The sequence below is a fragment of the Paenibacillus sp. Negev47 genome, assembly GCF_058313655.1.
In genome coordinates this window covers 437,240-462,108 of sequence record NZ_CM177754.1, presented here as the reverse complement: position 1 = coordinate 462,108, position 24,869 = coordinate 437,240, and the positions used below count along the sequence as shown (strand labels likewise).

Annotated in this window: 24 protein-coding genes and 1 riboswitch; of the genes, 9 read left to right on the top strand and 15 right to left on the bottom strand. The window is 48.9% G+C overall.

Annotated elements, in window-relative coordinates; genetic code table 11:
* Positions 1-22: 22 nt before the first annotated feature.
* Positions 23-135: riboswitch (TPP riboswitch) on the top strand.
* A 208-nt stretch (positions 136-343) separates the two neighbouring features.
* The 5 genes from AC4G47_RS02235 to AC4G47_RS02215 all read left to right on the top strand — a co-directional run bounded on the left by AC4G47_RS02235 (position 344) and on the right by AC4G47_RS02215 (position 4,623).
* Positions 344-1,384 carry an ABC transporter substrate-binding protein gene (locus AC4G47_RS02235; RefSeq protein ID WP_491104566.1) on the top strand — a complete coding sequence of 347 codons (1,041 nt, stop codon included), beginning with the start codon at positions 344-346 and terminating at the stop codon, positions 1,382-1,384.
* A 224-nt stretch (positions 1,385-1,608) separates the two neighbouring features.
* Positions 1,609-1,899 (top strand): MTH1187 family thiamine-binding protein, encoded by a 291-nt coding sequence (locus AC4G47_RS02230; RefSeq protein ID WP_105601532.1) that lies wholly within the window; start codon positions 1,609-1,611, stop codon positions 1,897-1,899.
* A complete protein-coding gene (locus tag AC4G47_RS02225) occupies positions 1,899-2,657 on the top strand; it encodes an ABC transporter permease (protein WP_264933521.1) in 759 nt (252 codons plus the stop codon). The genes AC4G47_RS02230 and AC4G47_RS02225 overlap by 1 nt, the downstream gene beginning before the upstream one ends.
* A 146-nt stretch (positions 2,658-2,803) precedes the next feature.
* Positions 2,804-3,712, top strand: coding sequence for an ABC transporter ATP-binding protein (locus AC4G47_RS02220; protein ID WP_491104565.1), 909 nt, complete (start codon positions 2,804-2,806; stop codon positions 3,710-3,712).
* Positions 3,713-3,816: 104 nt separating this feature from the next.
* Positions 3,817-4,623: a TatD family hydrolase gene (locus AC4G47_RS02215; RefSeq protein ID WP_491104563.1), complete on the top strand. Its 807-nt coding sequence runs from the start codon at positions 3,817-3,819 to the stop codon at positions 4,621-4,623.
* Between the two features lie 121 nt (positions 4,624-4,744).
* On the opposite strand, the gene nfsA is transcribed toward AC4G47_RS02215, so the two are convergent.
* The 14 genes from nfsA to AC4G47_RS02145 form a co-directional block, all read right to left on the bottom strand.
* On the bottom strand, positions 4,745-5,488 hold the full coding sequence (gene nfsA / locus AC4G47_RS02210; protein WP_491104562.1) for an oxygen-insensitive NADPH nitroreductase: 744 nt from the start codon (positions 5,486-5,488) through the stop codon (positions 4,745-4,747).
* Positions 5,481-6,080 carry a TetR family transcriptional regulator gene (locus AC4G47_RS02205; RefSeq protein WP_458125053.1) on the bottom strand — a complete coding sequence of 200 codons (600 nt, stop codon included), beginning with the start codon at positions 6,078-6,080 and terminating at the stop codon, positions 5,481-5,483. Before AC4G47_RS02205 ends, nfsA begins: the two co-directional genes overlap by 8 nt.
* A gap of 156 nt (positions 6,081-6,236) precedes the next feature.
* A complete protein-coding gene (locus tag AC4G47_RS02200) occupies positions 6,237-7,397 on the bottom strand; it encodes a YhgE/Pip domain-containing protein (RefSeq protein WP_491104560.1) in 1,161 nt (386 codons plus the stop codon).
* A 345-nt stretch (positions 7,398-7,742) separates the two neighbouring features.
* Complete coding sequence (locus AC4G47_RS02195) at positions 7,743-10,223, bottom strand: heavy metal translocating P-type ATPase (protein WP_491106624.1); 2,481 nt, start codon at positions 10,221-10,223, stop codon at positions 7,743-7,745.
* A gap of 225 nt (positions 10,224-10,448) precedes the next feature.
* Positions 10,449-10,649 (bottom strand): copper ion binding protein, encoded by a 201-nt coding sequence (locus AC4G47_RS02190; protein ID WP_017691004.1) that lies wholly within the window; start codon positions 10,647-10,649, stop codon positions 10,449-10,451.
* 58 nt (positions 10,650-10,707) lie between these two features.
* On the bottom strand, positions 10,708-11,109 hold the full coding sequence (locus AC4G47_RS02185; protein ID WP_458127136.1) for a metal-sensitive transcriptional regulator: 402 nt from the start codon (positions 11,107-11,109) through the stop codon (positions 10,708-10,710).
* A gap of 123 nt (positions 11,110-11,232) precedes the next feature.
* A complete protein-coding gene (locus AC4G47_RS02180) occupies positions 11,233-11,715 on the bottom strand; it encodes a GNAT family N-acetyltransferase (RefSeq protein ID WP_491104558.1) in 483 nt (160 codons plus the stop codon).
* 130 nt (positions 11,716-11,845) lie between these two features.
* Entirely contained in the window at positions 11,846-12,031 is a 186-nt protein-coding gene (locus AC4G47_RS02175; protein WP_491104556.1) for a hypothetical protein, read from the bottom strand.
* Positions 12,032-12,454: 423 nt separating this feature from the next.
* On the bottom strand, positions 12,455-13,213 hold the full coding sequence (locus AC4G47_RS02170; RefSeq protein WP_491104554.1) for a nucleoside phosphorylase: 759 nt from the start codon (positions 13,211-13,213) through the stop codon (positions 12,455-12,457).
* A gap of 1 nt (position 13,214) precedes the next feature.
* Positions 13,215-13,886, bottom strand: coding sequence for a sulfite oxidase-like oxidoreductase (locus AC4G47_RS02165; protein WP_036673147.1), 672 nt, complete (start codon positions 13,884-13,886; stop codon positions 13,215-13,217).
* A gap of 47 nt (positions 13,887-13,933) precedes the next feature.
* A complete protein-coding gene (locus tag AC4G47_RS02160; protein WP_017691011.1) occupies positions 13,934-14,857 on the bottom strand; it encodes an ABC transporter permease in 924 nt (307 codons plus the stop codon).
* Entirely contained in the window at positions 14,841-15,908 is a 1,068-nt protein-coding gene (locus tag AC4G47_RS02155) for an ABC transporter permease (RefSeq protein WP_100528174.1), read from the bottom strand. Before AC4G47_RS02155 ends, AC4G47_RS02160 begins: the two co-directional genes overlap by 17 nt.
* On the bottom strand, positions 15,905-17,404 hold the full coding sequence (locus AC4G47_RS02150) for an ABC transporter ATP-binding protein (RefSeq protein ID WP_491104552.1): 1,500 nt from the start codon (positions 17,402-17,404) through the stop codon (positions 15,905-15,907). Before AC4G47_RS02150 ends, AC4G47_RS02155 begins: the two co-directional genes overlap by 4 nt.
* A 340-nt stretch (positions 17,405-17,744) precedes the next feature.
* Positions 17,745-18,776, bottom strand: a complete 1,032-nt coding sequence (locus AC4G47_RS02145) for a BMP family lipoprotein (protein ID WP_458125047.1) — start codon at positions 18,774-18,776, stop codon at positions 17,745-17,747.
* Between the two features lie 278 nt (positions 18,777-19,054).
* On the opposite strand from AC4G47_RS02145, the gene AC4G47_RS02140 reads away from it, so the two are divergent.
* From AC4G47_RS02140 to AC4G47_RS02130, 3 genes are all read left to right on the top strand, one after another.
* Positions 19,055-20,476 carry a hypothetical protein gene (locus tag AC4G47_RS02140; protein WP_458125046.1) on the top strand — a complete coding sequence of 474 codons (1,422 nt, stop codon included), beginning with the start codon at positions 19,055-19,057 and terminating at the stop codon, positions 20,474-20,476.
* A 241-nt stretch (positions 20,477-20,717) separates the two neighbouring features.
* Positions 20,718-21,308, top strand: coding sequence for a DUF5317 domain-containing protein (locus AC4G47_RS02135; RefSeq protein ID WP_458125045.1), 591 nt, complete (start codon positions 20,718-20,720; stop codon positions 21,306-21,308).
* Between the two features lie 292 nt (positions 21,309-21,600).
* Entirely contained in the window at positions 21,601-23,433 is a 1,833-nt protein-coding gene (locus tag AC4G47_RS02130; protein WP_491104551.1) for a bifunctional diguanylate cyclase/phosphohydrolase, read from the top strand.
* A gap of 132 nt (positions 23,434-23,565) precedes the next feature.
* Here AC4G47_RS02130 and AC4G47_RS02125 read toward each other — a convergent pair whose 3' ends face one another.
* On the bottom strand, positions 23,566-23,733 hold the full coding sequence (locus tag AC4G47_RS02125; RefSeq protein ID WP_017691019.1) for a hypothetical protein: 168 nt from the start codon (positions 23,731-23,733) through the stop codon (positions 23,566-23,568).
* 305 nt (positions 23,734-24,038) lie between these two features.
* Here AC4G47_RS02125 and AC4G47_RS02120 point away from each other — a divergent pair, with 305 nt between their 5' ends.
* A complete protein-coding gene (locus tag AC4G47_RS02120; protein ID WP_491104549.1) occupies positions 24,039-24,869 on the top strand; it encodes a sensor histidine kinase in 831 nt (276 codons plus the stop codon).

The window sequence follows — 24,869 nt, the reverse complement described above, 5'->3', positions numbered from 1 at the left end:
CCCTAGTAATGCCCGTAACTTCATAGTTTCCCAGGGGAGTCGGAATTGGCCGGCTGAGAGTGTATCCCACCAAGATACTAACCCTTAGACCTGATCTGGATCATGCCAGCGTAGGAATCGGAGTATATCGAATTGGCACAGCCCTATGGCTGAACGCCACCTCTCTAACGCCTGCACGCGTCCCGGATTACGGGGCGCTTTTTTGACGTTCTTTTTGAATAAAAAATAACGTCATCCAGATCTCAACTGGTATAAATCTGTCGATTTATGCAAGATGATTGGATATGAAGCCAAGGAGTACCCCGTGCCACTCGGCCGGACATACCGAAGGAGAGAACCACAGATGAAATGGCGTAAAACAATGGGATTGTTGCTCTTATGCGTGCTTATGGTGACTGTAGCCGCATGTGGCGGCAAAGAAGCTGCCCCAGCAGGGCAGAACGGCAACACGAACACCGAAAACAGCAACGAAGGTGACACTTCCGCCCTGAAAGATATTAAAGTGGTGCTCGACTGGACACCGAATACGAATCATACCGGCCTGTATGCCGCTGTAGATCAAGGTTTTTACAAGGCTGAGGGCTTGAACGTAGAGATTGTACAACCAGGTGCCGGTGGCGCAGATACAATGGTTGCCTCCAATGAAGTGCCTTTTGGCGTAAGCTATCAGGAGAGTGTAACTCAAGCCCGCACACAGGGTGTTCCATTGGTCTCCATCGCAGCAGTTATTCAGCATAATACATCCGGATTCGCTGCTCCGGCGGATCGGAATATTAATTCACCGAAAGACTTTGAAGGCAAAACCTATGGCGGTTGGGGTTCCCCAGTGGAAGAAGCCGTGATGCAATCCATTATGGAAGGCGACGGAGCCGATGTATCCAAAGTGAAAAATATTAACATGGGTGATGCCGACTTTTTCACCGCAGTGAAACGGGACATTGATTTCGCGTGGATTTTCTACGCCTGGACGGGTATCGAAGCCGAACTGCGCGGGGAACCGATCGACATGTTATATGTGAAGGATTATTCAGAAGCATTGGATTACTACACGCCTGTCCTCGTAACGAACGAGCAGACGATTCAGAATGACCCTGATCTGGTGAAAGCATTCCTGAAAGCCACTTCCGAAGGGTATCAATATGCGATTGATCATCCCGAAGACGCAGCGAACATTCTGATCAAGGCCGTACCGGATCTGGACAAGGAATTGGTACTGGCAAGCCAGAAATGGCTTAGTCCGAAGTACACGGATGACGCCCCGCGTTGGGGTGAACAAAAACAGGAAGTATGGCAGAACTACACCGACTGGATGTTTAGCAAAAAACTGCTGGATGAACAGATCGATGTGAGCAAGGCATATACGAACGAGTTTTTACCCAAATAATAATCTAACTGTTAAGTTGACCTTTATGTACACAAGAACGAAGAGTGCAGAACCCATCTGAAGAAACAAAGTGTTCGCCTTTATCCCCGGATTTCCCCATTGAAAAGGAATCAAGAAATCCGGGGATAACAGCGATCGGAGGAGGGTACTGCAATCGGAGTGGTAAAGTGTACATTCGCTATGTTCGACTTATACCACCCATTCGAAAGGAGCTGTGATCTCTCATGGCAAGCACACTGCTTAGCATTCAAGTTATTCCGAAAACGCCAAATGGCGAGAACTCTTATCCTTACGTAGATCGCGCCATTGAAGTTATTCAACAATCTGGTCTGAAGTATCAGGTGAACCCGCTCGACACCACCATGGAGGGGGAACTGGAGGAACTGTTGGAGGTTGTCCGCAAGATGCATGAGGTACTTGTGGAAGCTGGCAGCCCAAGCATCATCTCCCAGATCAAAATCGCCCATAGCCCTACCGGCTTCAGCATGGACACCCTGACGGAGAAATATCGCTAATGCACGCCTATTTCAAAAGCGTATGGCCGCCCTTTGTGGCGGTTATTCTCTTTATAGCGATATGGCAGGGGGCCGTTTCCCTGTTCCATATCGAGAAATGGATGCTGCCGGCACCGTCCGACATCGCCCGCGAAGCGGCATCCCAGGCCGAGCGACTTGGCATGCACGCCTCCGCAACCATTCAGTTAACGCTGATCGGATTCGCGGCAGGCACGGCGGTCGGATTGCTGATTGCGATGGTGCTCCATTTGGTCCCTTTTCTCAAATCAGCCCTGTATCCTTTACTTATTCTTAGTCAAAATATTCCGACCATCGCGCTGGCGCCGCTCCTGTTAATCTGGTTCGGATTCGGGCTGCTGCCCAAGCTGATTACGATCATCCTGGTCTGCTTCTTTCCCGTTGCGGTGGCGGCCATGGACGGCTTGACCCGTACTGATGCCGCGATGATGAACTATATGCGCATGGCTGGTGCCAAACGTCACCAGATCTTCTGGAAGCTGGAGCTTCCCCATGCCCTGCCATCGGTGTTCTCCGGTGTCAAAATTGCCGCTACCTATAGCGTGATGGGTGCCATCATCGCCGAATGGATTGGTGCAGACAAGGGCATTGGATATTATATGATGCTGCAAAAGTCAGCTTATCGCACAGATCGCCTATTCGTGGCCATCATGATTATTGTCGCGCTCAGCTTGCTGCTCTTCCTGCTCATTGCGCTACTGGAGAAGCTGCTCGTGCGCTGGCGTCCACAGAAGCGGTAATAAAATGTGTGGATATACCAAGTAGTACACAGTGTGGCATGATGCCATAGTAGTTGTGAATAACACGTATGCACATCTCACAAGGGGAAGCTGTGATGACAATTAAATAAGAAGATGTAATCTGTATATTAGGAAGTGATGACCATATGAATTGGCAACAGGACGAACAAGTCCAGCCTGGACGAGGAGCACGCGCAATGGAGCCAAAGCACGGTGAAAAGCTTCACCCGGCTACCCCTGATCGACCTGACAATACTGCTAATGCTCTGGTTCCGCCTGCACTGGACGTCATTGACGTTCATGCATCATTCCGCGAACGGCGCAGCAGGCTACCGGTTCTGAACGGCCTGTCCCTAACTGTCGAGCAAGGCGAGTTTGTCGCTATCGTTGGGCCATCCGGCTGTGGCAAAAGCACCCTGTTCCATATCATCGGCGGTCTGCTGAAGCCACAGGAAGGCCAAGTGCTAATGAATGGTCAGAAGGTAACGGGACAACGTGGAAAGATTAGTTATATGCCACAACAGCCTGCCCTCTTCCCTTGGCGTACCATTGAGGACAATGTACTGCTTGCTGGAGAAGTAGCCACACATGCTCCCCTTCGGGCCGAAGCACTTGCGGAGGCTCGAAAGTGGTTAAGCAGCGTGGGTCTTGCCGGGTTCGAGCAAGCATATCCTCATATGCTGTCGGGCGGAATGCAGCAGCGTGCTGCATTTCTGCGCGCCCTGCTCAGTCCGCAGGAACTCATGCTGCTGGACGAACCTTTCAGCGCGCTGGATGCACTGACACGTAGCGACATGCAGCGCTGGCTGCTCGATATCTGGGAACAGAACCGCCGCTCGGTGCTGTTCATCACCCACAATATCGAAGAAGCATTGCTGCTTGCGGATCGGGTCTATGTGTTATCCAACCGACCTGCAACGGTGTTGCACGAGGTGCATGTTCCTTTTGATCGCCCAAGACGAGAAGAAATTACGGAAGAATCCGCATTCCTCGAACGTAAACGGCAGATTGCACAGTCGATGAGAGAAGAACAACAGAAAGCCCGGCTATCTTGATAGCGCGGGTTTTTAAGTTATTATTTTCCTTTAATGGGTGACCCGCCATGAGAAATTCTGCGTAACATCGTTAAAATATATATGAACACAAGGAGGAATTCCTCATGCATTCTCAAGCTTTCGCACCATTGATTGACGCTCATATTCACTTGGATCAGTACACCCCTGACGAACAACGTGAGATGCTGCTCACTTTCCCTTCTCAGCAGGTTGAAGCGGTCATTGCGGTATCCATGAATCTTGCTTCTGCCCAAGCCAACCTAGAGCTTGCAAAGCAACACCCCCGCACCATCTATCCGGCCTTCGGTTTCCATCCGGAACAGGAACTGCCTTCCGCTGCAGAAATGGACCTGTTCTTCCAATGGATCGAGAAGCATATTGGACAAGCTACAGCCATAGGAGAAGTCGGGCTTCCTTATTACAACCGTCAGGAAGCGGAGCATGCAGGGCAGCGCTTCGATCAGAGCGGGTATATCGAACTGCTTGAACGTTTCATCCAGCTCGCCAAAAAGCACAACAAACCGCTTGTCCTTCATGCGGTATACGAAGATGCGGATATCGTCTGTGATTTGCTGGAGAAATATCAGTTCCGACGCGCCCATTTCCACTGGTTCAAGGGATCTCACGAAACCATCCGTCGCATGGCTGACAACGGCTATTTCATCTCTTTCACGCCAGATATTCATTACGAAGAAGAGATTCGTGAACTCGCCCGGCAATATCCATCGGAGCAAGTCATGGCCGAGACCGACGGACCTTGGCCCTTCGAAGGGCCGTTTCAGGGACGAATGACACACCCGGCCATGACCAGACAGGTTATCCAGGCATGGAGTGAGATCACCGGCATGGGAACGGAACGGGCAGCTCGTCTCTTTTATCAGAACACAAAGCGTTTCTACGGCTTAACTTGAGTACAATCAGGTAAAAGCAAGTACACTTGCTCGTCATGCCAATACAGCACAACACATTACAGCTCAACACAAAGAAGTCAGTCGGCTTTGCCCCGACTGACTTCTAATCTACATATCAAACTTAACGCTTCAAGAATCCTTTGCCTTCCAAGAACGGTCTCACCTGCAACCGTGTCGGCTCAGTCAAGCGCTTCGCCATCAGTTCGGACCACGGAGTCGTTCGTTCACCATTAGTCCGTTCTTTCATGTACGCCGTCGTTGTCTCATCATAGCGCTCAACACCTTGCAGGGTCTGCTCGGCATTATAACGATTATGATGAAGGACTGCATCCAGTGGCAGACGTGGCCGAATTCCCGTTTCCTGATCTGCAACACCAATACACATGCCATACACCGGATATACCCCCTCCGGTAATCCCAACAGCTCAGCGACTTCCTCAATCCGGGTGCGAAGCCCGCCAATATATACAATTCCGAATCCGAGTGACTCTGCTGCAAGAGCGGCGTTCTGAGAAGCCAGTGCAGCATCAATCGTGGCTACCATGAAATTCTCGGTCGAATCGGCATACGATTCCTTTTCAGGAAGATGACGTTTCGCAGCATCACTCAGTCGATATAGATCAGCACACCATACGAGAAACACGGGACATTCATTGACGTAGGCCTGATTGCCTGCCAATTCAGCAAGCTTGGCTTTCTGTTCTATGTCTGTCACAGCAATCACGGTATAGGCTTGTACACTACTTGAAGAAGAAGCCATCTGACCCGCCGCTACGATGGCTGCAAGCTGCTCATCACTCACCGGGTCTGGCTTGAATTTGCGTACAGAGCGGTGTTTCATCATCAATTCAATGGTTTCATTCATGGCTGTTCACTCCCAATCCTCGAAGTACGAACTCAATCGTCTGCTCTGCGAGCTCTTCTGTATTCATGTCCTGATAATCAAAGCCAAATCGTGAGTTCTTGGCCCGTTTGTGTGCCAAAGCCACACCCATCACCTGGAGCATCGCATAAGATACGGACTCGATCTGGAACAATCCCTGGTCTTTTCCTTCTTGCAGCAGTTCCCTCACTCGGGTCCAGACAGGGTCCAGGAAACGAAATACGGTAGCTGTACGATGTGTACGCAGTGTAATTTCAAGCTGCACAATATCGCTCATCTCCCGATCCGTCATCGTGAACTTCACAACTTCACCAATAATTCGTCGGATACCTTCCACAGGCGAGGACATGGACTCTTCCGCCAGTGAGTTCATCATATGATCCGGGAAAAAATGTTCAAATAAGGCTTCGAACACCTTTTCTTTGCCGCCAAAATGGTATGAGACCAGTGACACGTTCGCACCCGCCTCATCACAGATTTGACGAACACTCGTCCCGTCATACCCCTGCTGTGCAAAAAGCTTCTTGGCTGCAAGCAATATCCTCGTTTTGATATCCAATTCCGGTTCAGTCATTCCGTCCCGCTCCCTCTTGTCCGTTCATTTCATCCGCTCCAGCTCAAGGGCTGTAGTCAGGTACTGTATCTGTCTATTATATTACACCAAGCACCCCGATGAAAATCATCGGGGTGCTTGTCCTATCCTATGAAGCAATGGTATACATCTGTTGTATTAGTTGTTCGCATGAGCAGGGCTTGGAGCCATAGCTGGCATGCGTTGTTTTTTCAACAACGTCACGACCAGTGACAAAGCAACTGCAACCAACAATACAATCACGATAGAGCCCGCAGCAGACTGAACTCCTGGGCCTCCCAACTGCACGCTCAGAATACCCTGAACGGCGTATGTTGCAGGCAGGTACTGCCCAATGCCGCTATAGAAACTGTTCAGCAATTCACGCGGTACCATTGCACCGGAGGATACCAGTTGCAGGGACAGTGAGATGATGTTGAACAGACTTCCTGCTGGTCCGAAGCAGATCAGGAAGAACTGGGAGAAGAACATGAACGTGCACAGGAAGAGCGCCTGGAACAACCAGAATGCAACGAATCCTTGTGCAATCTGTCCGCCCAATGCCACGATCAATGATGATCCCAGCAGGGAAACGACCAATGCAGAACCTAAGTTAATGACTACTCTCGCGCCAAACAAAGTCATGCGGGAATAGGTAGATGACAACATGCCCATGGCTGTCTGGAGATTCATCCCCATGATCATGGCTCCCACATACGAGGCCAGCACCATCATCATTGGCACCATCTGGTTATTCATCCCGTTAACCGGGTTGATGGACGTTGTCGTTCCTTCCACTCGGGTAGTCAGGTTCGTAGCGGCTTCAACTGCCTGATCCGCAGGCGCACCTGAAGCGGTCAACACGGTCTGTACCCCTTGTGCTGTAGCTTGTTTGTTAATCGTGTTTGTCACACTTTGTGATACACCTTGCATCATACTTTTAATCGTAACCGGGTTCGCTTCATTAATGGTGTATTTAATCTCGGCGGTGGAGCCGGCCGTTTGAAGCAATTCGTTAAATCCAGCCGGGATATCCAGCACCATGTGTACTTGGTGATGATTCAGCTGGTCCAACGCTTCAGCCGCACTCAGATTGGATACGGTATGAAAAGGCAGTGTTCCTGCGAGTGAATCCGCTATTCCTTTGGACATTTCACCGTCCTCGTTCACAATCGCAACCGTCAATTCTTTCGTACGGTCATTTACTCCAGAATATGCGGTCATCCAGATCACGCTAAAGATCACTTGGAACATAAGTGCTGTTACGATCCCTACAATCACTGGCGGTTTTTTAAACAATGTACGTAAAGCCTGTAACATAAAAGGTGTCCTCCATTACTCAAATAGTTCTAATTTGATTTAAACAATTGTTTGAATCAAACGATCGTTTAAATTTTATGTGAATATGTCCATATTGTCAACTCATTTTTGAAAAAATTCAGAAAACATAAGCTTTATTCATGAATGAAAACGATCTATTTTCATAAAAGCGCATTATGCTACTTTTCCCCTAGAAAAGAACATCTATACCAGCGATTCAGGATGAAACTTCTTGGCGACTCAACTGTATTTTCCTCAATAAAAAACGGTCCGCCGTAGCGAACCGCACATATATTCTCACTTTATTACAATGATACGTTGGATATCGATTTAAACAAAGATCGTTCAGACATTTCTCTTCAGCTTCATGCGTTGCAGACGCAGTGCATTCAGGACAACCGACACGGAGCTGAAAGCCATTGCCGCCCCTGCCAGCCATGGAGCCAAGAAGCCAACTGCCGCAATTGGAATACCAATAACGTTGTATCCGAGTGCCCAGAACAGGTTTTGTTTGATGTTACCCATCGTGCGCCGGCTCATCTCAATCGCATCTGCAATGCTGTTCAGATCACCACGCATCAGTGTAATATCTGCCGCTTCCATCGCTACATCCGTTCCAGTTCCGATGGCCATCCCAATATCCGCTGTAGCGAGTGCCGGAGCATCATTAATACCGTCACCTACCATGGCGACTTTCAGGCCACTCTCCTGAAGTTTCTTCACTTCCGCAGCTTTACCTTCCGGCAGCACCTCAGCCAACACTTTACTGATCCCTGCCTGTTCTGCTACAGCGCGAGCAGTTCGCTCATTGTCTCCCGTAATCATGATGACATCAATCCCCATCGCCTGAAGACGACCGATGGCTTCACGAGAGGTATCCTTGATGGTGTCAGCCACAGCCACGATCCCTGCCCACTGACCATCCACCGCAACCAGCATCGCTGTACGACCCTGCTCCTCCAGACGGTTCATCTGCTGAACGGTTTCCTCGGAGACATTCACCTGTGCATCCGCTAGTAACCGCCGCGTGCCGACCAGAATTTCCTGCCCTTTCACTGAAGCTCGCACGCCGTATCCCGGGATGTTCTCGAACTTCTCTGTTGGGGTTAGCTCCAGACCCTTGGCAAGAATGCCTGCAACAATCGCCTCTGCCAGCGGATGCTCGGAACTCTGTTCGGCCGTTCCTACACGCTCAAGCAGATCGGATTCCGTCCAATTCGGAGCCGTGATAACATCCGTAAGGACCGGTTTACCTTGGGTTACTGTACCTGTTTTGTCGAGCACCACGGTCTGAATCTGTTGTGCCGACTCCAGATGTTCGCCGCCTTTGAACAGAATGCCATATTCAGCCGCACGTCCTGATCCAGCCATGACAGAGGTCGGCGTTGCCAGCCCCAGTGCACATGGACAGGCAATGACAAGCACGGCAATCGCTTTCTCCAGCGATCCAGCGAAATCACCCGGACTTGCGAACAGGTACCAGATCAAGAATGTCAGCGCGGCAATACCCACGACAATCGGAACAAATATGCCTGATATGACGTCTGCAATCCGCTGGATCGGTGCTTTGGAGCCCTGCGCTTGCTCGACTACTTTGATGATTTGGGACAAAGCCGTGTCGGAGCCCACTCGGGTCGCCCGAAGACGTAATACCCCATTCTTATTCAGCGTTGCCCCTGTAACGGGATCTCCAGGCTTTTTGTCCACGGGAAGGCTCTCTCCGCTTAGCATGGATTCATCCACAGAGGATTGCCCCTCTTCAACGATACCATCCACCGGGATGCTGTCCCCTGGCTTCACCAGGACCAAATCACCTACCGCAACATATGCGGCAGGTACCAAGACTTCCTGTCCGTCCCGGATGACACGTGCTTCACGCGGAGCCAGTTCAATCAGGCTTTTGATCGCCTGTGAAGAGCGACCTTTCGCCACAGCTTCGAACCATTTTCCCAGTAAAATTAACGTAATTAGAATGGCACTTGTCTCATAATAGAGTTCTACCGAAGGCATGGCGGCTGTGCTCGTTCCCATTGCGCCGTGATCCATCGTCGTCGTAGAGGGTAAGTACCCACTGGATAGCGTCAGATACAGACTGTAGAAAAACGCTGCGCTGGTACCCAGTGCGACGAGAACGTCCATATTGGCGCTGCGGTTGCGCAGTGCTTTGTATGCCCCCACATAGAACTGCCACCCAATCACGAACTGTACTGGTGTGGCCAGCAGCAACTGGAACCAAGGGTTCATGAACAGCTCGGGTACATAGATTCCGGATGTGAACGAGAAATGCCCTACCATTGCCCACAGCAAAGGAATCGATAACAAAGCAGATATCATCCATTTCCACTTTTTGCGTTGTAGCTCCCGCTCACGGACAGATGTGGTCTCTTCTTGCGTCAGTTGCGGTTCAGCACCATACCCCATCTGCTTGATCTTGGCGGTAATATCCGAAGGTTTGAGTGCGCCGGCCGCATATTCGACATGCCCTGTCTCCAGTGCCAGATTCACATTCGCCTGAGATACCCCCGGCAGTCGGGAAAGACCCTTTTCAATCCGGGCAGAACAGGCTGCACACGTCATGCCGGTGATATTCAGATCAACCGATTCTGTCACCGTACCGTAGCCCAATGCTTCCACCTTATCTCGCAAGGCACTCACGTTGGTTATCTTCGGATCATAGGAAACGGTTGCCTGTTCAATGGCAAGATTCACATTGGCCTGCTGCACTCCTTCCATACGAGACAAGCCCTTTTCGACTCGCGTTGAACATGCGGCACAGGTCATCCCCGTGATGTGCAGTGTTGTCTTTAATCCTGGTGCGTTTGCCATAGGTGGCATGGGTGTGGGTTCTGATGACTTATCCATTGGTTTATTCGTTGCGTTATCCATCATGTCAGCTCCTTTCATATCGATTTATTTCATTATATCTCTTATCAACATACCCCTAAGGGGTATATATCAGACAGAAAATTAGGCTTAAACCTGACTCGTGGGAAAAGGCCTTTGACCTCTTTTTCGCCAATGAGCATGTTCGGTTTAAGCCTGTGATTCCCGTTAGACTACATCGTATCCCTGATCTTCAATCGCAGCCTTGATCTGATCCACGTTCACCGTCTGCTCGTCATATTCCACGGCTACCGTTCCTGCTGCCAGATCAACCTTACCACTCGCACCGGTATTCTTCACAGCTTCTTCAACTGATTTCACGCAGTGATTGCAGGACATTCCCGTAACGTTCAACGTAACATTAGACATTGTAAATTCCTCCTTGGATATATTAAAATGATAACTTGATTAATTGAATTGATATAACTTACTTCATTAACTTCCGCATCGTAACCAGCAGTTCATCCACAACCTCATGTTCACCAGCCTGAATGCGCTCAACGATACAACTCTTCATATGGCCTTCAAGCAGAAGCTTGCCTACCGAATTAAGAGCAGACTGAGCCGCGGCAATCTGTGTCAGCACATCATCACAGTACGTATCCTTCTCAATTAATCCCTTGATTCCGCGAATCTGACCTTCTACACGGTTCAAACGAGATACCAGGTTACTCTTCATCTCCTGCGAATGGTGACTCTTGCGCACATGCTTCCCATCACTGCCCTCGGCATGACAGGATGCCGCTTCTAGAACTGTATCCGAAGCTTCAGTTGTTGAATCAGTCACGGAGGATTGTAAAGGTTCCTCGGGATGGCTCTGATGATCCATCATGAACACCCCTTTTCTTTCTTTCTTTTACAAGAGTAACATACCCCGTGGGGGTATTCAATACTATTTTGGTATTTTGATAAATATGGTTGAATTCTCTAACTTTAAATAGAGCGGTGCATCTTACAAGGCATATTCCATCCTGCTGCTGCGGACGACCAGACCCATCTGTTCATAGAAAGCCTGCGCCCCAGAGTTAAAAGTCGACACGGATAATTCCAGGCTATCTGCCTGAAGCTCTCTTCCAAGTTCAATCAAAGCCTGAATTAACTGTTTGCCTGTTCCTTGGCCCCGATGCTTGGTACTAATGACCAACTCATGGATGTACAGCATCTTGCGATCCACCATCAATGAATTATCTTGAATAATACTTAACTGCGCACTCCCGTAACCCAGAATCAAGCCCGTTTCCGAAGACTCGGCAACATACAGATAACGCTTGTCCGTTTCCAGTAGTTCGTTGAACTCCTTTTCCTCCATTCTGGTCTCTAACGCTCTGTATATATCCGGGCGTGCCTCGACATGCATCTGGTGTAGCTCATCCATCAGCAATGACACACCCGAGTAATCCCTCGGTTCTGCCTTCCTAATGTTAATCGTACCCATCCCCATCACACTCTTTCATCAAATGAATTTTACATTATTATACAACGAAAAAGCAGATACCATCAGGGTACCTGCCTCGCTAATTTTGTTTTCATTTCACAAAGCCAACGGAATGTGATTCTCATGTTGATTATTTTTTGGAAGAAACATTTCCTTCATTAAATGCAACAGGTGATGGCTTCGCTGCCCACTCATCTGCCTGCGGCTCAATATCCACTCCGCTTAGAATCTTCTTTTTCTCCATCAAGGAATCCCCGTCTTCATCCAGCTTGTTGCGAATTTCCGCCTCATCCTGAGGCTGATTGTTCTGTGTCATCGTAGAATCCTCCCTTATGTGTTCATCTTCAATATGATGTTCCTTTATATAACTTACCCATTTTCTACATTATCATTCTCTGCGAGGGACAGACGAAGAGCTAACGAATCTCAGACACGTTATTTCACAGTAAATCGTCAGAATGGATCGAAAAAGGGGGCTATCCGGGCATTAGCGTGCCTACGATTCTTTAGATTTCCACACTTGCTATTTCCGTAGGAATAAGACATGCTGAGTTCGTTAAGTGGATACCCCCCCCTTTTCAGGAGAGCCCACAATCACAGGAAACACTTATCGTCGATACAATACTAACTCCTTTAGCGCAAAAAAAGGCATCCCTCTGGTCAAATTCATGACCTTACAGGATGCCTCTTATAGTCCACTTCAGGTGGACGTTTAATCGATTTGTTTACTTGTTTCCTATTACGCCTGATCCTGACGAGCAAGCGCGACTAGCGCGCGTAGCGCTGCATTAATCTCGCGCTCCACCGCTTGTCCAACCGCATCCGTATGCGGATCATACTCGGCAGCCAGATCACTGTCCGCGAATCCATCGATCGCGACAATAGCTCCGGCGCGAGCGCCACGCAAGGTGCTAACGATGTAGAGCGCCGCAATTTCCATCTCGGCTGCAAGTGCTCCAGCCTGCTTGTATTTGCGGTGTGGGATCTCTTCCACGCCCGCGAAGAATGCATCCAACGTTACCGTGATACCAACGCCCACTTTGCCTGCAAACGTTGCAGCATCCGCGCTCCCCTGCTCACGAGCAGCCTCGATCAGCGCTTGTGTAACTCCGATATCCGCTACCGCAGGGAAACCGTCCGGCACCAGTTGGCGAGTCAACCCGTCCGAACGAACGGCCGCTGTACTCACAATCACACTGCCTGCCGGATAATCGGCTGTATACGATCCCGCAGTACCTACACGAATAAGTGTCGTTACCCCTGCGCGAATCAATTCCTCGAAGCACACAGCTGCTCCAGGTGAACCTACACCATGGCTGACCACAGCGATCTGTACCCCTTCATACAAACCAACAAATGTGCGATACTCCCGACTGAACGCCAGTTCTCTCGCCTGCTCCAGCTTGCGGGAAATCTTCTCCGCACGTGCCGGATCACCACAGACGATGGCATATGCCGGCATGTCTTCCGAATGAATCTGCAAAATAGGCATTAACATCTTAATCAAACTCCTTCTTCGTCCACTCGTCTTCCGGAATCGGCAGATCTTCACCCGAGAAGCGTTGTTCCTTGAACGGATCGGCAAAATGGTGGAAACCATTCACTTCCCAGAATCCGTTACGGTCTTCTGTCATAAACTCCAGACCACGTATCCACTTCGCACTCTTCCAAAAGTAGAGTTGGGGTACGACCATACGCAGCGGAAAACCATGCTTGGGCGTCAGTGGCTCACCATTGTATTTGAATGCAAGCAATACGTCATCATGCATCAATTCTTCGAGTGGTACATTCGTCTCATAATCATGATCTGCATGGATCATGACGTATTTGGCTTCTGGCTTAACCCCAAGGAGCTTCACAAAATCAGAGAAGCGAATACCTTCCCACGGTGTATCGAATTTCGACCAACGGGTAACACAGTGAATATCACTCACCGTGTTCACCTGAGGCATGGCCTGAAGCTCGGCCAAAGAGAACACCTTCTCTTCCTCCACTTCGCCGAATACCTTCAGGTCCCATGTGGAAAGGTCATACTCTGGCACTTCCCCTTCATGCAGAATCGGGAATTTCTCTGTCAGCATCTGTCCCGGCGGCAGACGATCTCCGTGATCGTTGCCTGTTTTGGATGCCGGGGTTTTACTCTTTTTCAAACGTTCAGCCTTGTTATGCAAGTGGGATTCCTCCTTCTTTATCTGCCTTTAACTAAGGCATTCAGGAATTAACGCGAGCTTCCGCCCGCTTTCAGTGCATCCTGTGCATAGGTACGGTCTTTGAAAAAGAACATCGCGACCAGCGTCACAATATACGGTAGCATCAACGTGAAATGGGTTGGCAGGGAGAATCCTTGCAGACGAATACTCAATGCTTCCATGAAGCCGAACAGCACACTGGAACCCATGACGCCAAGCGGATTCGCTTGTCCCAGCATCGTTGCCACCAGCGCGATAAAACCACGACCAGCAGTCATGCCTTCGGTAAACATCGTCACCTGACCGAGCGACAGCTGTGCGCCAGCCAGAGCACACAATACGCCGCACATCAGAACGGCACCGTACTGGATGCCACGTACCTTGATCCCGATACTCTGTGCTGCAATCGGGTTCTCACCAACCGAGCGCAGACGGAAGCCGGATACACTTTTGAATAGATAAAATTGCAATGCAATCACGAGCACAATGCCGAGGTAGACTAGCGGACTATGTCCCGATATTACATCGCCCACCCACGGAATGTCCTTAATCAGCGGAATATCCCATTTAGGAAGTCCTACCATATCTTTGTCGTAGTATGCACCTTTTACATCAAAAATCGCCCGTAGTGCAAAGGTCGTCACCCCCGCAGCCAGGAAATTCAGTGAGATCCCGACCACGATGGCGTTGGCCTTCAGATTAATACTTATAAAGGCAAACAGCGCCGAGAATAACATCACAATAATAATGGAAAAGAGTACAGCCAACAGTACATTACCAAACAAATAATTACCGACAATAGCGGAGAACGCACCGATCAGAACCAGTCCTTCAAGACCGACGTTGAACAGACCGACACGAGAACATAAAGCCCCACCGAGCGCTGCAAGCAGGATTGGAGTCATAATCCGCAAGGTTGAGCCAAACATGGCTGCATCAAACAGTTGTTGCATTGGACTTTTTCTCCTTTCTCCGCTTCAGGAATGAATAACCGATCTGAGCTGATACAAATAACGTCAAGACCGCCTGGATAACACTGCCGACTTCCAGCGGCACATCCGTATTCCGTTCCATTCCCATCGCACCTGTCTGTAACGCAGCCAGCAGAATGGCTGCCACAGCTGTACCGAGTGGATGCGAGCGTGCAAGCAGGGTCGCCATAATGCCGCTCCAGGCATAGCTTGCGGATGACAGCGAGCCATCAAGGAAACGGTACTGTGTACCGAGCACTTCCCCTGCACCCGCTAGGCCTGCAAGTCCGCCACTGATGACCATGGACAGCATCATCATGCGAATACGGCGAACACCACCGTAGGTTGCAAATGAAGGGTTGCTGCCAAGCATACGGATCTCGTAACCGGTCACCGTTTTGTGAGTGAACCAGTAGATTAGAATGGCCGCTACAATGGCAATAATGAAGCCGGCATGCAGCCCCATGCCTTGGAACAGCTTCGGCAACCAGATACTCTGATCAATCATTGGAGTCTGTGCCATCGCTGCTGATCCTGTACGGTCCTTGAATGGATAGGAGACCATGTAGCCCCCGAAATAAATCGCAATATAGTTAAGTAGTAAGGTTGTGATCAACAGATTCATGCCGAAGCGTGCATCCAGCCAACCTGCAAACAGGGACCAGATTCCCCCGGCTAGTATACCTGCTACAATCGCAGCAATACACACGAACCAGCCTGGTCCTGGCAGATAGAGCGCCGTGAGCGCAGCACTGAGTCCGCCAAGAATCATCTGGCCTTCAGCCCCCATGTTGAAGAATCCGGCACGGAAGGCCAGCGCTACACCCAGTCCAGCCAAGATGATTGGTGTGGAACGAGCCAGCGTATTAGTGAAGAAGTAGAAGTTGCCGAAGGCCCCTTTCCACATTTCCGCATACGTATCCACCACATTACCGCCAACGATCAGAATCGCCACAGCCCCTGCAATCAGACCGATGAATACGGCAAGCAGCGGCTGTACGAGTCCGCGAAGTGTTTCTTTTACCCGATTCATATCCGCTCTTTCCCTCCTGCCATTAACAAGCTGATCTGTTCCTCAGTCGCTTCCTCTGCTCTCAGTTCTCCGGCAATTTCGCCTTCATACATGACAATAATCCGATCAGATAATTGCAAAATCTCGGACAACTCTGATGAAATGAGCAGAATACCCGCACCTTCACTACGTTTGCGTAGCAATTCGGCATGAATCGTCTCCATCGCTCCGATATCCACACCACGTGTAGGTTCAGCTGCAATCAGAAACGGTGTATCCTGTGCAAATTCACGAGCAGCAATCAACTTTTGCAAGTTTCCTCCGGACAGAAACTGTGCCTTGGTCTCCGCAGAACCCGTCTTGATGCTGAACTGTTGGATCCAACTCTCTACCATCGTTCTAGCTGCTTTGGCTTTGATGATGCCACGTGACTGCAAACGATGATGATGTCCCATCAGTCCGTTCTCGCGAACGCTCGCATCCTTGGCTGCTCCCCACATATAGCGATCTTCCGGGATATGAGCAAGTCCATGCTCCCGGATGCGCCGTACAGACCAGTTCGTTGTATCCTGCCCGGAGAGCAAGACACGACCACTGTCCGCCTTACGCAGTCCGGCAATGACCTGAATCAGTTCCGACTGGCCGTTACCCGAGATGCCAGCTATACCAACAACCTCACCTTTTCGAACCTCCATATGGATCTCCTTGAGCGCTGAACGATCCTTCGCTCCGGACAGATTGACCGCTTCCACTTGAAGCACGGCTTCGGCTGGAACCGATGGCTGCTTGTCCATACGCACAAGTTCACGACCAACCATCAGACGGGACAATTCCTCCACATGTGTATCTTTGGCTTCCAGCGTACCTGTCACCTGACCATCCCGAAGCACCGTGATTCGGTCGGCTACATCCATGACTTCTTGCAGCTTGTGCGTGATCAGTACGAAGGTTTTGCCCAGCTTGGCAAGTGATTTCATGTTTGCGAGCAGTTCCTTCACTTCCAGCGGTGTCAGTACCGCCGAAGGTTCGTCCAATATAATGATGTCTGCGCCCTGATGCAGCACCTTGAGAATTTCAACACGCTGCTGCATACCAAGCGGGCACTCGGACACTTTTTTCCACGGGTCCACCGGCATGCCATATTTTCTGCCAAGCTCGTTTACCTGGGCCGCTGCCTTTTTGCGGTCAAATGCACCTGCTTTAGCCGGTTCACGTCCGATCACGATGTTCTCCGCCACCGTAAAGGAAGGGAACAGCATGAAATGCTGATGCACCATGCCGATGCCACTTGCCATAGCTTGGGACGGCGTGGCAAAATTCACCTCGCGTCCACGGACTTTGATCGTGCCTGACGTGGGCTGTTCCATACCATACAGCATGCGCATCAGGGTTGTTTTACCAGCTCCGTTCTCACCTACAAGGGCATGAATCTCTCCCTCACGTAAATTAAAACGGATGTCCCGGTTAGCGGTGAAGCCGCCGTACTTCTTCGTAATCTGCTCCATCTCCAACAGCATATCTCGCGTTCGCTCCCCTCAGTTCAACTTAAAAAGATTACACTCGCCACTACGATGACAGAACAACCTTCCGATCGCCGTTATCCCCAGATTTTTTTGATTCCCTTTTGACACGGGAAAATCCGGGGATAAATGCGAGGTGTATGCTTCCGAAGCAGCTTTCTTTCAGAAAGCTTTTAGCGTTGCTTCTCCAGGTTATTTCTGTCCTCTTCGTTATCGTGTAAACGATAAGTTGAACATATACTGGTCATTTAATAGCAGCAAAACCGGCTGCCTGATCGGGCAGCCGGCTGATCCATTCCATTACTCAATCATGTATAGACATTCGAGACATTCGAAACTATTGCTGCAATGGATCTTTAACTACGATTTTGCCTGATACGATATCATCGTTGATTGCTTTCACTTGGTCGATTACTTCTTGTCCAACGAAAGCATTCAGCGGAGATTCGCTATCACGTGTCACGTAAGTCAGGCCTACACCGTCTTCCTTCAAGCCGTAGTTTACTGCGCCTGCTTTGAAGTTGCCTTCTACGAAATCTTTTACAGTCTCATAAGCAACCGTATCCGTTGACTTCAATTGAGACAATACGATATGTTCCGGGTCTTCAACAGTACGGTCCGTATCCTGACCGGAAGTGTAGAAACCTTTTTCTTTGGCTGCTTCGAACACACCAAGATCGCCTACAGCGGATGCGCCAGCGATGAAGTCAGCACCTTTGCCGAATTGTACCAGTGCCAATTCTTTGGCTTTGGCCGGGTCATTAAATCCACCTACATAGTTCACGAGGAATTCTGCATCCGGATTCACGGATTCCAATCCAGCTTTGAAACCTTCCGTATATTTCTTGATCAATGGTACATCCATTGCTGCGATCATGCCGACTTTGTCTGTTTTGGTGGACAATCCAGCAGCTGCACCGAGCAGGTACGCCCCTTCATATTCACGGAAACCAACGCTACGAACGTTAGGCAGATCAACGGTTGTATCTACAATCGCAAAGGATTTGTCCGGATTTTCTGCAGCGACTTTCTTCAATGCATCTTCCGCCTGGAATGTTGCTGTAATAATCAGATCATAATTCTCAGCAACGGCAGCGCGCAGATTTTGTTCAAATGCTGCCGGGTCTGTCGATTCAATGGTCTTGGTGTCTACTTTGAATTCTTCGCCTGCTCTTTTGAAGCCTTCATCCATCTGTACAAAGAAAGGGTTAACCCCTATTTTTTCGGGAAGTACGAGGGCCATCCGAAGAGATTTCTCCGCATCACTGCCTTGGGCGGATTGTTCGTCTTTGGAAGCCGAATTCCCACAAGCTGCCAACAAAATAGCCAACATGATGATCGATAAGACGAACGATAAACCTCTTTTCATTTTGAAAATACCCCTTTTCAACATTCTTTTTTCTTATCCTAGCGGATACTGTCGATCCTTGTCAATAAATCTTTGAGCGTATACACTCAATTAGAATATAATTGACGATTTGCTTTCTAACATGCTCTGGAAAACGCTTTATATCAAGCTTTTTTTTCGTTGACATCCAGCGCGTTTCCGTGCTAAAGTCAATCCAATTATTTTATTCTGATAGGATTTGTCAGAATTATAACCCAGAGCTGATCATTTTCCAACCCATTTTAAAGGAGGCTATTCATTTGAAAAAAATCACCCAGATCACACTGGCGGCTCTACTCGCCGCTCCGGTAACATTCGGCAGCCTAAGCTTGCCCGCTTCCGCTTCTGCAGCATCTGCAACTCCAACTAAACCAACCACCTCACAAAGCGTCAAAGGACCGGTAGCTCAGGCTCCATTCGCTTATACGGAAAACGCAGCGGATTTTGCTCAATTCTTGCAAGCGAAATACAACATTCAACTGCCGCAACAGATTACCAAAGGTGATTTCATTCAAGCCATTGCAGCCATTACGGGAACAACTCAAGCAAGCGATAGTGAAGCCCAGGCTCCAGCCTTTACCGATCTGGCATCTGGTGATTCTTCTTATGATGCTGCCGTATCCTTATACAATAATGGGGTTCTTACGGGTACAGAAGTACGTGCCAAAGATCAACTGAGCACTTATGCAGCGGTCTTCATCGCGGTGAAAGCCGCTGGATTCAAGGAACTTGCTTACACGTATCCCGCAGAGAAAACGGCTAAAGCCCTTGCCAAGGTTGGCATTAGCCCGAACCGTGTTCAGGGACAAGCTGCACAGGAACTGGCTGCAGCCATCGATACGGGCCTGATTCCCGAAAGCCTGTACCCTTCTCTCCTTAAAGGTGGCGTAGCAAGCAAGGATTTCGCCAACACATTACTTGGACGCGTCCTGATCAGCCAAGGAAAATATAAACATGAGATTGGTCGTTCCGGCGATGCGGACATCTATTCCAAACTGTATGCTGCATATCGCACAGCGGATCTGATCGAATCACCTGAGCTGAGAAAGATTGTGGATCAGGCTTTGCGCGATGATCTCGTAACAGGTTACAACCTGAAGGATAGCCGCTTTGATTCCAACTTTATCGATGAGCTGACACTTACTTACGGCCACGATAATATCCAGCATGCTGTACAGTTGATTGGTTTGCTGCGTAGCGAGAGTATTGATGCTGATGTGCAATTTCAACCCAAGACATCTGCCTTCATTTATTTGAAGGAATGGGGCGAGCCGAAGGAAACGCCAGACTATAAAGTGACACAGATCGAGAACGGCAACTATATTGCCTCTGCGAAGGAATATGACATTCAATTCGAGTTCAACAATGCGGCAGACAAAGTCCGCTTCAATGATATTGTGCTGAAATATGCCAAGAAGAACAGTGATAGTACATCTCCACTGATTCTCAGTTCGTGGTGGCAACCGTTGTATTATTCACCAACCGCTTTGGCCAACTATCCGGTCATTTCCAATAATAAGATCGCGCTTGGCAATTACTATGCTCAGTCCTTCTCACTGAAGGAGAATGCCAAAACCATTCGTGAAGGGTTCTTGAAACTAGCCCCTGATGCCGACATTACTACGTATGACTTCTGGGTAGATCAACCTTTCTTCAATTATCTGAACGGTGGATCCGAATAACATAAACTCCCTTTCCAACCGAATTTAAACTCGTATTTTGGCAACACAAGCAGCCGTCTTTACCGAATGTTAGAAGGGTTTCGACCCATAGATTCGTAAAGGCGGTTTTTTGTTCAGCATTTTTCAAATTTCTTCCTAATAATCATTTTTCTCGTGCAGGAATTACCAATAAAAGGTCGAATGTCTTAAGTACACAAACACGCAATCAACTTACACATTTCCGAACGAACAGGGGTTACACATGGTATACGATGGTATTCTTCTAGGCTTGATCGTTGGATTTTTCCGGGGTGGGTTGCGGCATGGGCTTAACCAGTTTGCAGCACTCAAGCTGCGAAGCGGCTGGATTTTCCCTGTATTGCTGCTAATCCAGTTCTTTATTTTCTATCTACAGGAACGCTTGGAATGGGTGGCATCCATCAATGGTTATCTCTTTGCCGCTGTCTACATTACAGGGCTCGCATTTCTGTGGCTCAACAGGCACCACACTGGTTTCATGCTCATCTGGATTGGGGTGTTTCTCAATTTTGCGGTGATGGTTGTCAACGGTGGACGCATGCCTGTTTCTGTAGAAGCTTCTGCTGTATTGGGACCCTATTATGTAGACATGCTCCGGGAAGGCGGAGCCATATCGAAGCATTTCATGATGGATGCGTCAACACACCTGCCTTTCCTCGGTGATATCATCCCGCTGTCCAGCCCTTATCCACGGACTCAGGTGATCAGCATCGGTGATGTTGTCATGAACGTTGGCATATTCCTTTTTATCCAGTACATGATGGTAAATCGGGATAAAAAGGCTGTGCAGCCCGCTAAAACTCATCAGGCTTGAAGAGGTTTGGTCGACTCCAAGGAAGGGAGGTCTTCTACATGAAAAAATTTGAAGGTGTGAAATATTCCCGCATTGTCATCAACGCAATTATCGTGGCTTCTGTCGTTGTGGCATTAACTTCGGGATACAAGCTGGGCGGCTAGTATCCATACCGCCAAACAAGACAAACAGGCTGCCAGCGGCCTGTTTTTTCTTTCTGGATTTTTGGTAGGCAACTTGGTATGTTATACATCTATATAGTATGAATCAATATATACATCAAGAGTAGACTAAACCAAGCAGGAGATTTTTTATGAACTTTATTCGTAACCTTATCCATAAGGCAGATCGAAGCAGTCTGTATGTTATTTTGCTTAGTTGCACGGGTATCGGTGTTTTTCTGTACATGAACAAATGGTCTTATCTTCATCTGTCCACCTCAGATTGGGTTATGGTCTACACCATGCTGGGGGCAGCGTTGATTCTGGATTATTTTACATTTCAGATTCCACCCAAAGGCAATCAGCAATCCATGGATTCATCGGTATACCTTGCCTGTATATTCATGTTTGGCGGAGCTTTCAGTCTGTCTGTGCTGCTCCCTGTCTCCATCATCCTGTTAATCAAAGAGCGCAAGCTCACCTGGTGGAAACACATCGTCAACTTCAGCATCTATAGTCTTATGATTACAGGAGCTGCTACCGTGTTTGAGTGGACTGGCGGGCAATCGGGAACGTTGGACGGATATAACCTGTTTCCTTATTTCGCTGCGCTCGCAGCCTACTTCATTATTAACACGATCACACTCGGCTTGTTCTTTCATTTCTCCACGAAGGATGCATTACAGCAGATGAAGCGGGCATTTGTCACTGAATCCCTGTTAGTTTATCTATGTACGCTGATTCTGGCGCTTGTTTTAACGATTCTGGTGGTGCATAACGGTGTACTCGGTCTGCTCTTATATCTGAGTCTCAGCATTCTGCTCTCCCACGCATTCAGGCAGTTGTTTGTCATGTATCAGACGATTGAGGAAAAGGCCAACACGGATCAACGCACAGGTCTGTTCAACCATAGTTATTTCGAAAGCATGTTGGAAAGTGAACTGGTTACCGCACGCACACAGGGAACCCCGCTCTGTCTGGGACTTATTGATATTGATGATTTCAAAAAGTATAATGACCGGTTTGGCCACCTTCAAGGTGACAGCCTGCTGGCACTGCTTGGGGATTTTCTGGTGCGAAAGACGGAAGGTACACCGATCACCGCCTTTCGTTATGGAGGGGAAGAGTTCACGTTGCTCATGCCAGGCATGGAGCTGGACGAATCCTACAAGTTCATGAACAAGCTGCGCAAACAACTGAACGACACGCCGTTTGAAGGCGTTGAGGTGTTTCCACACGGATGTCTCTCCTTCTCTGCTGGCGTCGCCTCTTATCAGGTGGATATGTATAACAAATCCCAACTCGTGGATCAGGCGGATAAAGCACTGTATTATGCGAAGAAGCAGGGCAAAAACAACGTGCACCGCCACGGCAGCAATGATGGCATGGAGCACGAGATTGATCTGGTACAGGATGTACGTGACATCGAGCAGCAGCTCAATCTGTTTAGATATAAGGATATGGATACGTTCAAACATTCCAAACGGGTCTATAAATATGCACTCGATATTAGTGAATTGCTCAAGCTGGACAATGCGGAGAAACGGCGTTTTGTGCTGGGAGCACTGATTCATGATATCGGCAAACTGGAGATTCCCTGGTCCATCCTCAACAAGAAGGAAAAGCTAACCGCAGAAGAATGGGAAACGATTAAAGGACATGTCACTTGGGGCAAAAAAATGGTGATCACAAACGATCGCTTCGCTGATCTGATTCCGTATATTGAATTGCACCACGAGCGCTATGATGGCAAAGGTTATCCTTATGGCCTGAAGGGGAACGAGATCCCCCGGCTGTGCCGGATGCTGACCGTGATTGACTCCTTTGATGCCATGACGACAGAGCGGCCATATCAGGAGACCAAGAACGTGGAGGAAGCCATTCGGGAGCTACGCGCATGTTCGGGTTCACAGTTCGACCCGGAGCTGGCTGAGTTATTCATTCGATATATTGAGAAAAGAACCGCTCAGCAACAGTTGCTGTAAAATGACGGAGCTTCTTCTACATCCCCTGGAAAATTCAAAGCGCTATCCCCGGTCTGATCGGAGATAGCGCCATTTTCATTTTCATGGAATGAATCGTACACCAGACTGCTTCATTCTCGTGCAGATTCTACATTAAGATTTGGTATTCAGCTCATGTGAGGTCTGATGCAGCTCTTTAATCATCTGCTGCAAAAACATGTTGTCTTGGCGACTGATACCGTGCTGATTGTCTTGAACAAGCATCTGATGAATGTTCTTTTTGAGCAATTCACTGCGACGTTCCAATACTTCTTGACTCATGTTGTTGCGTCACTCCTTAACATGTTTTGTAATGAATTCACGTTCTTTATTAAGTATAGAGGACCTTCCCCAATAGGGAAAACGGACTCAGCCTTCCTCAGCTGTGCACACCAACCCTCACCTAGCGTGACAACATTTCACCCCTTGTTGTTCTTAGATATCCTTCTAAATACTCCCTGATCCTCCCCAAGTTCCTCCAGAGGTACAGACTAGGGTCTTGGACAAGCTTGCGTTATAATGGTCCCATCCCCGCATAATTAAAGTGCGTCATTAAGCTAATCCTAGATCAAAGGAGTTCTGCATTCATGTCCTACAAACAAATCAAATGGATGATCCTGCTGATCCCCACTTTCACAGTAGGCATCTGGGAATATATTCGCCATCAGTTCCTGATGCCGTACCTTTCGATGGATGCCGGGAACTGGTTAACACCCGTCATTGTGTACCTCGTCAGCGTGACACTGCTCAGCCGATTATTCCGCATGCTTGAAGGCGCTAGGGCAGCTCTGGAGCAGGAGCGGGCTGCCAAGGCCGCACTGGAAGCCCGTGACCAATTGGCCCGGGAACTTCATGATGGCATATCCCAATCCCTTTTCCTGCTGTCGGTAAAAACGGACAAGGCAGGCCGTAGCTTGGCAGGAAGCGGACATGAGCACGAGATTCAGGAGATTCAAAAGACCGTGCATGAAGTCAATACATATGTGAGGCAAGCCATTGCCCAGTTGCGTTATGTTCCTTCCTCTGCTGAGGTACATGAGAAAATCTCGCTGCATGCGCAGGTCGAAGTGCTCGTCAAGGAAACGGTACCTGGTGCACAGGTTCAGTGGGATCTAAGCGGTGTAACGTTCTCTGCCAAGGAGCAAGTGGAACTGCTGGCCTGTATCCGGGAAGGTCTGCTGAATGTACGCAAACATGCGCAGGCTACCCACGTTCAGATTCACGCGGAGGGTAACCCGATTGCCTGGTTCATTTATATTCAGGATAATGGGAAAGGTCTAGATGGAGATCCTCTTCATCTGAAGGATCGGTACGGACTGCGAATTACGAAGGAACGTGCTGCCGAGATGGGTTGGTCGTTTACCCTCGATTCAAGACCTGGCCATACGCGAATGACAATTGGAAAGGAGCATGCTTAA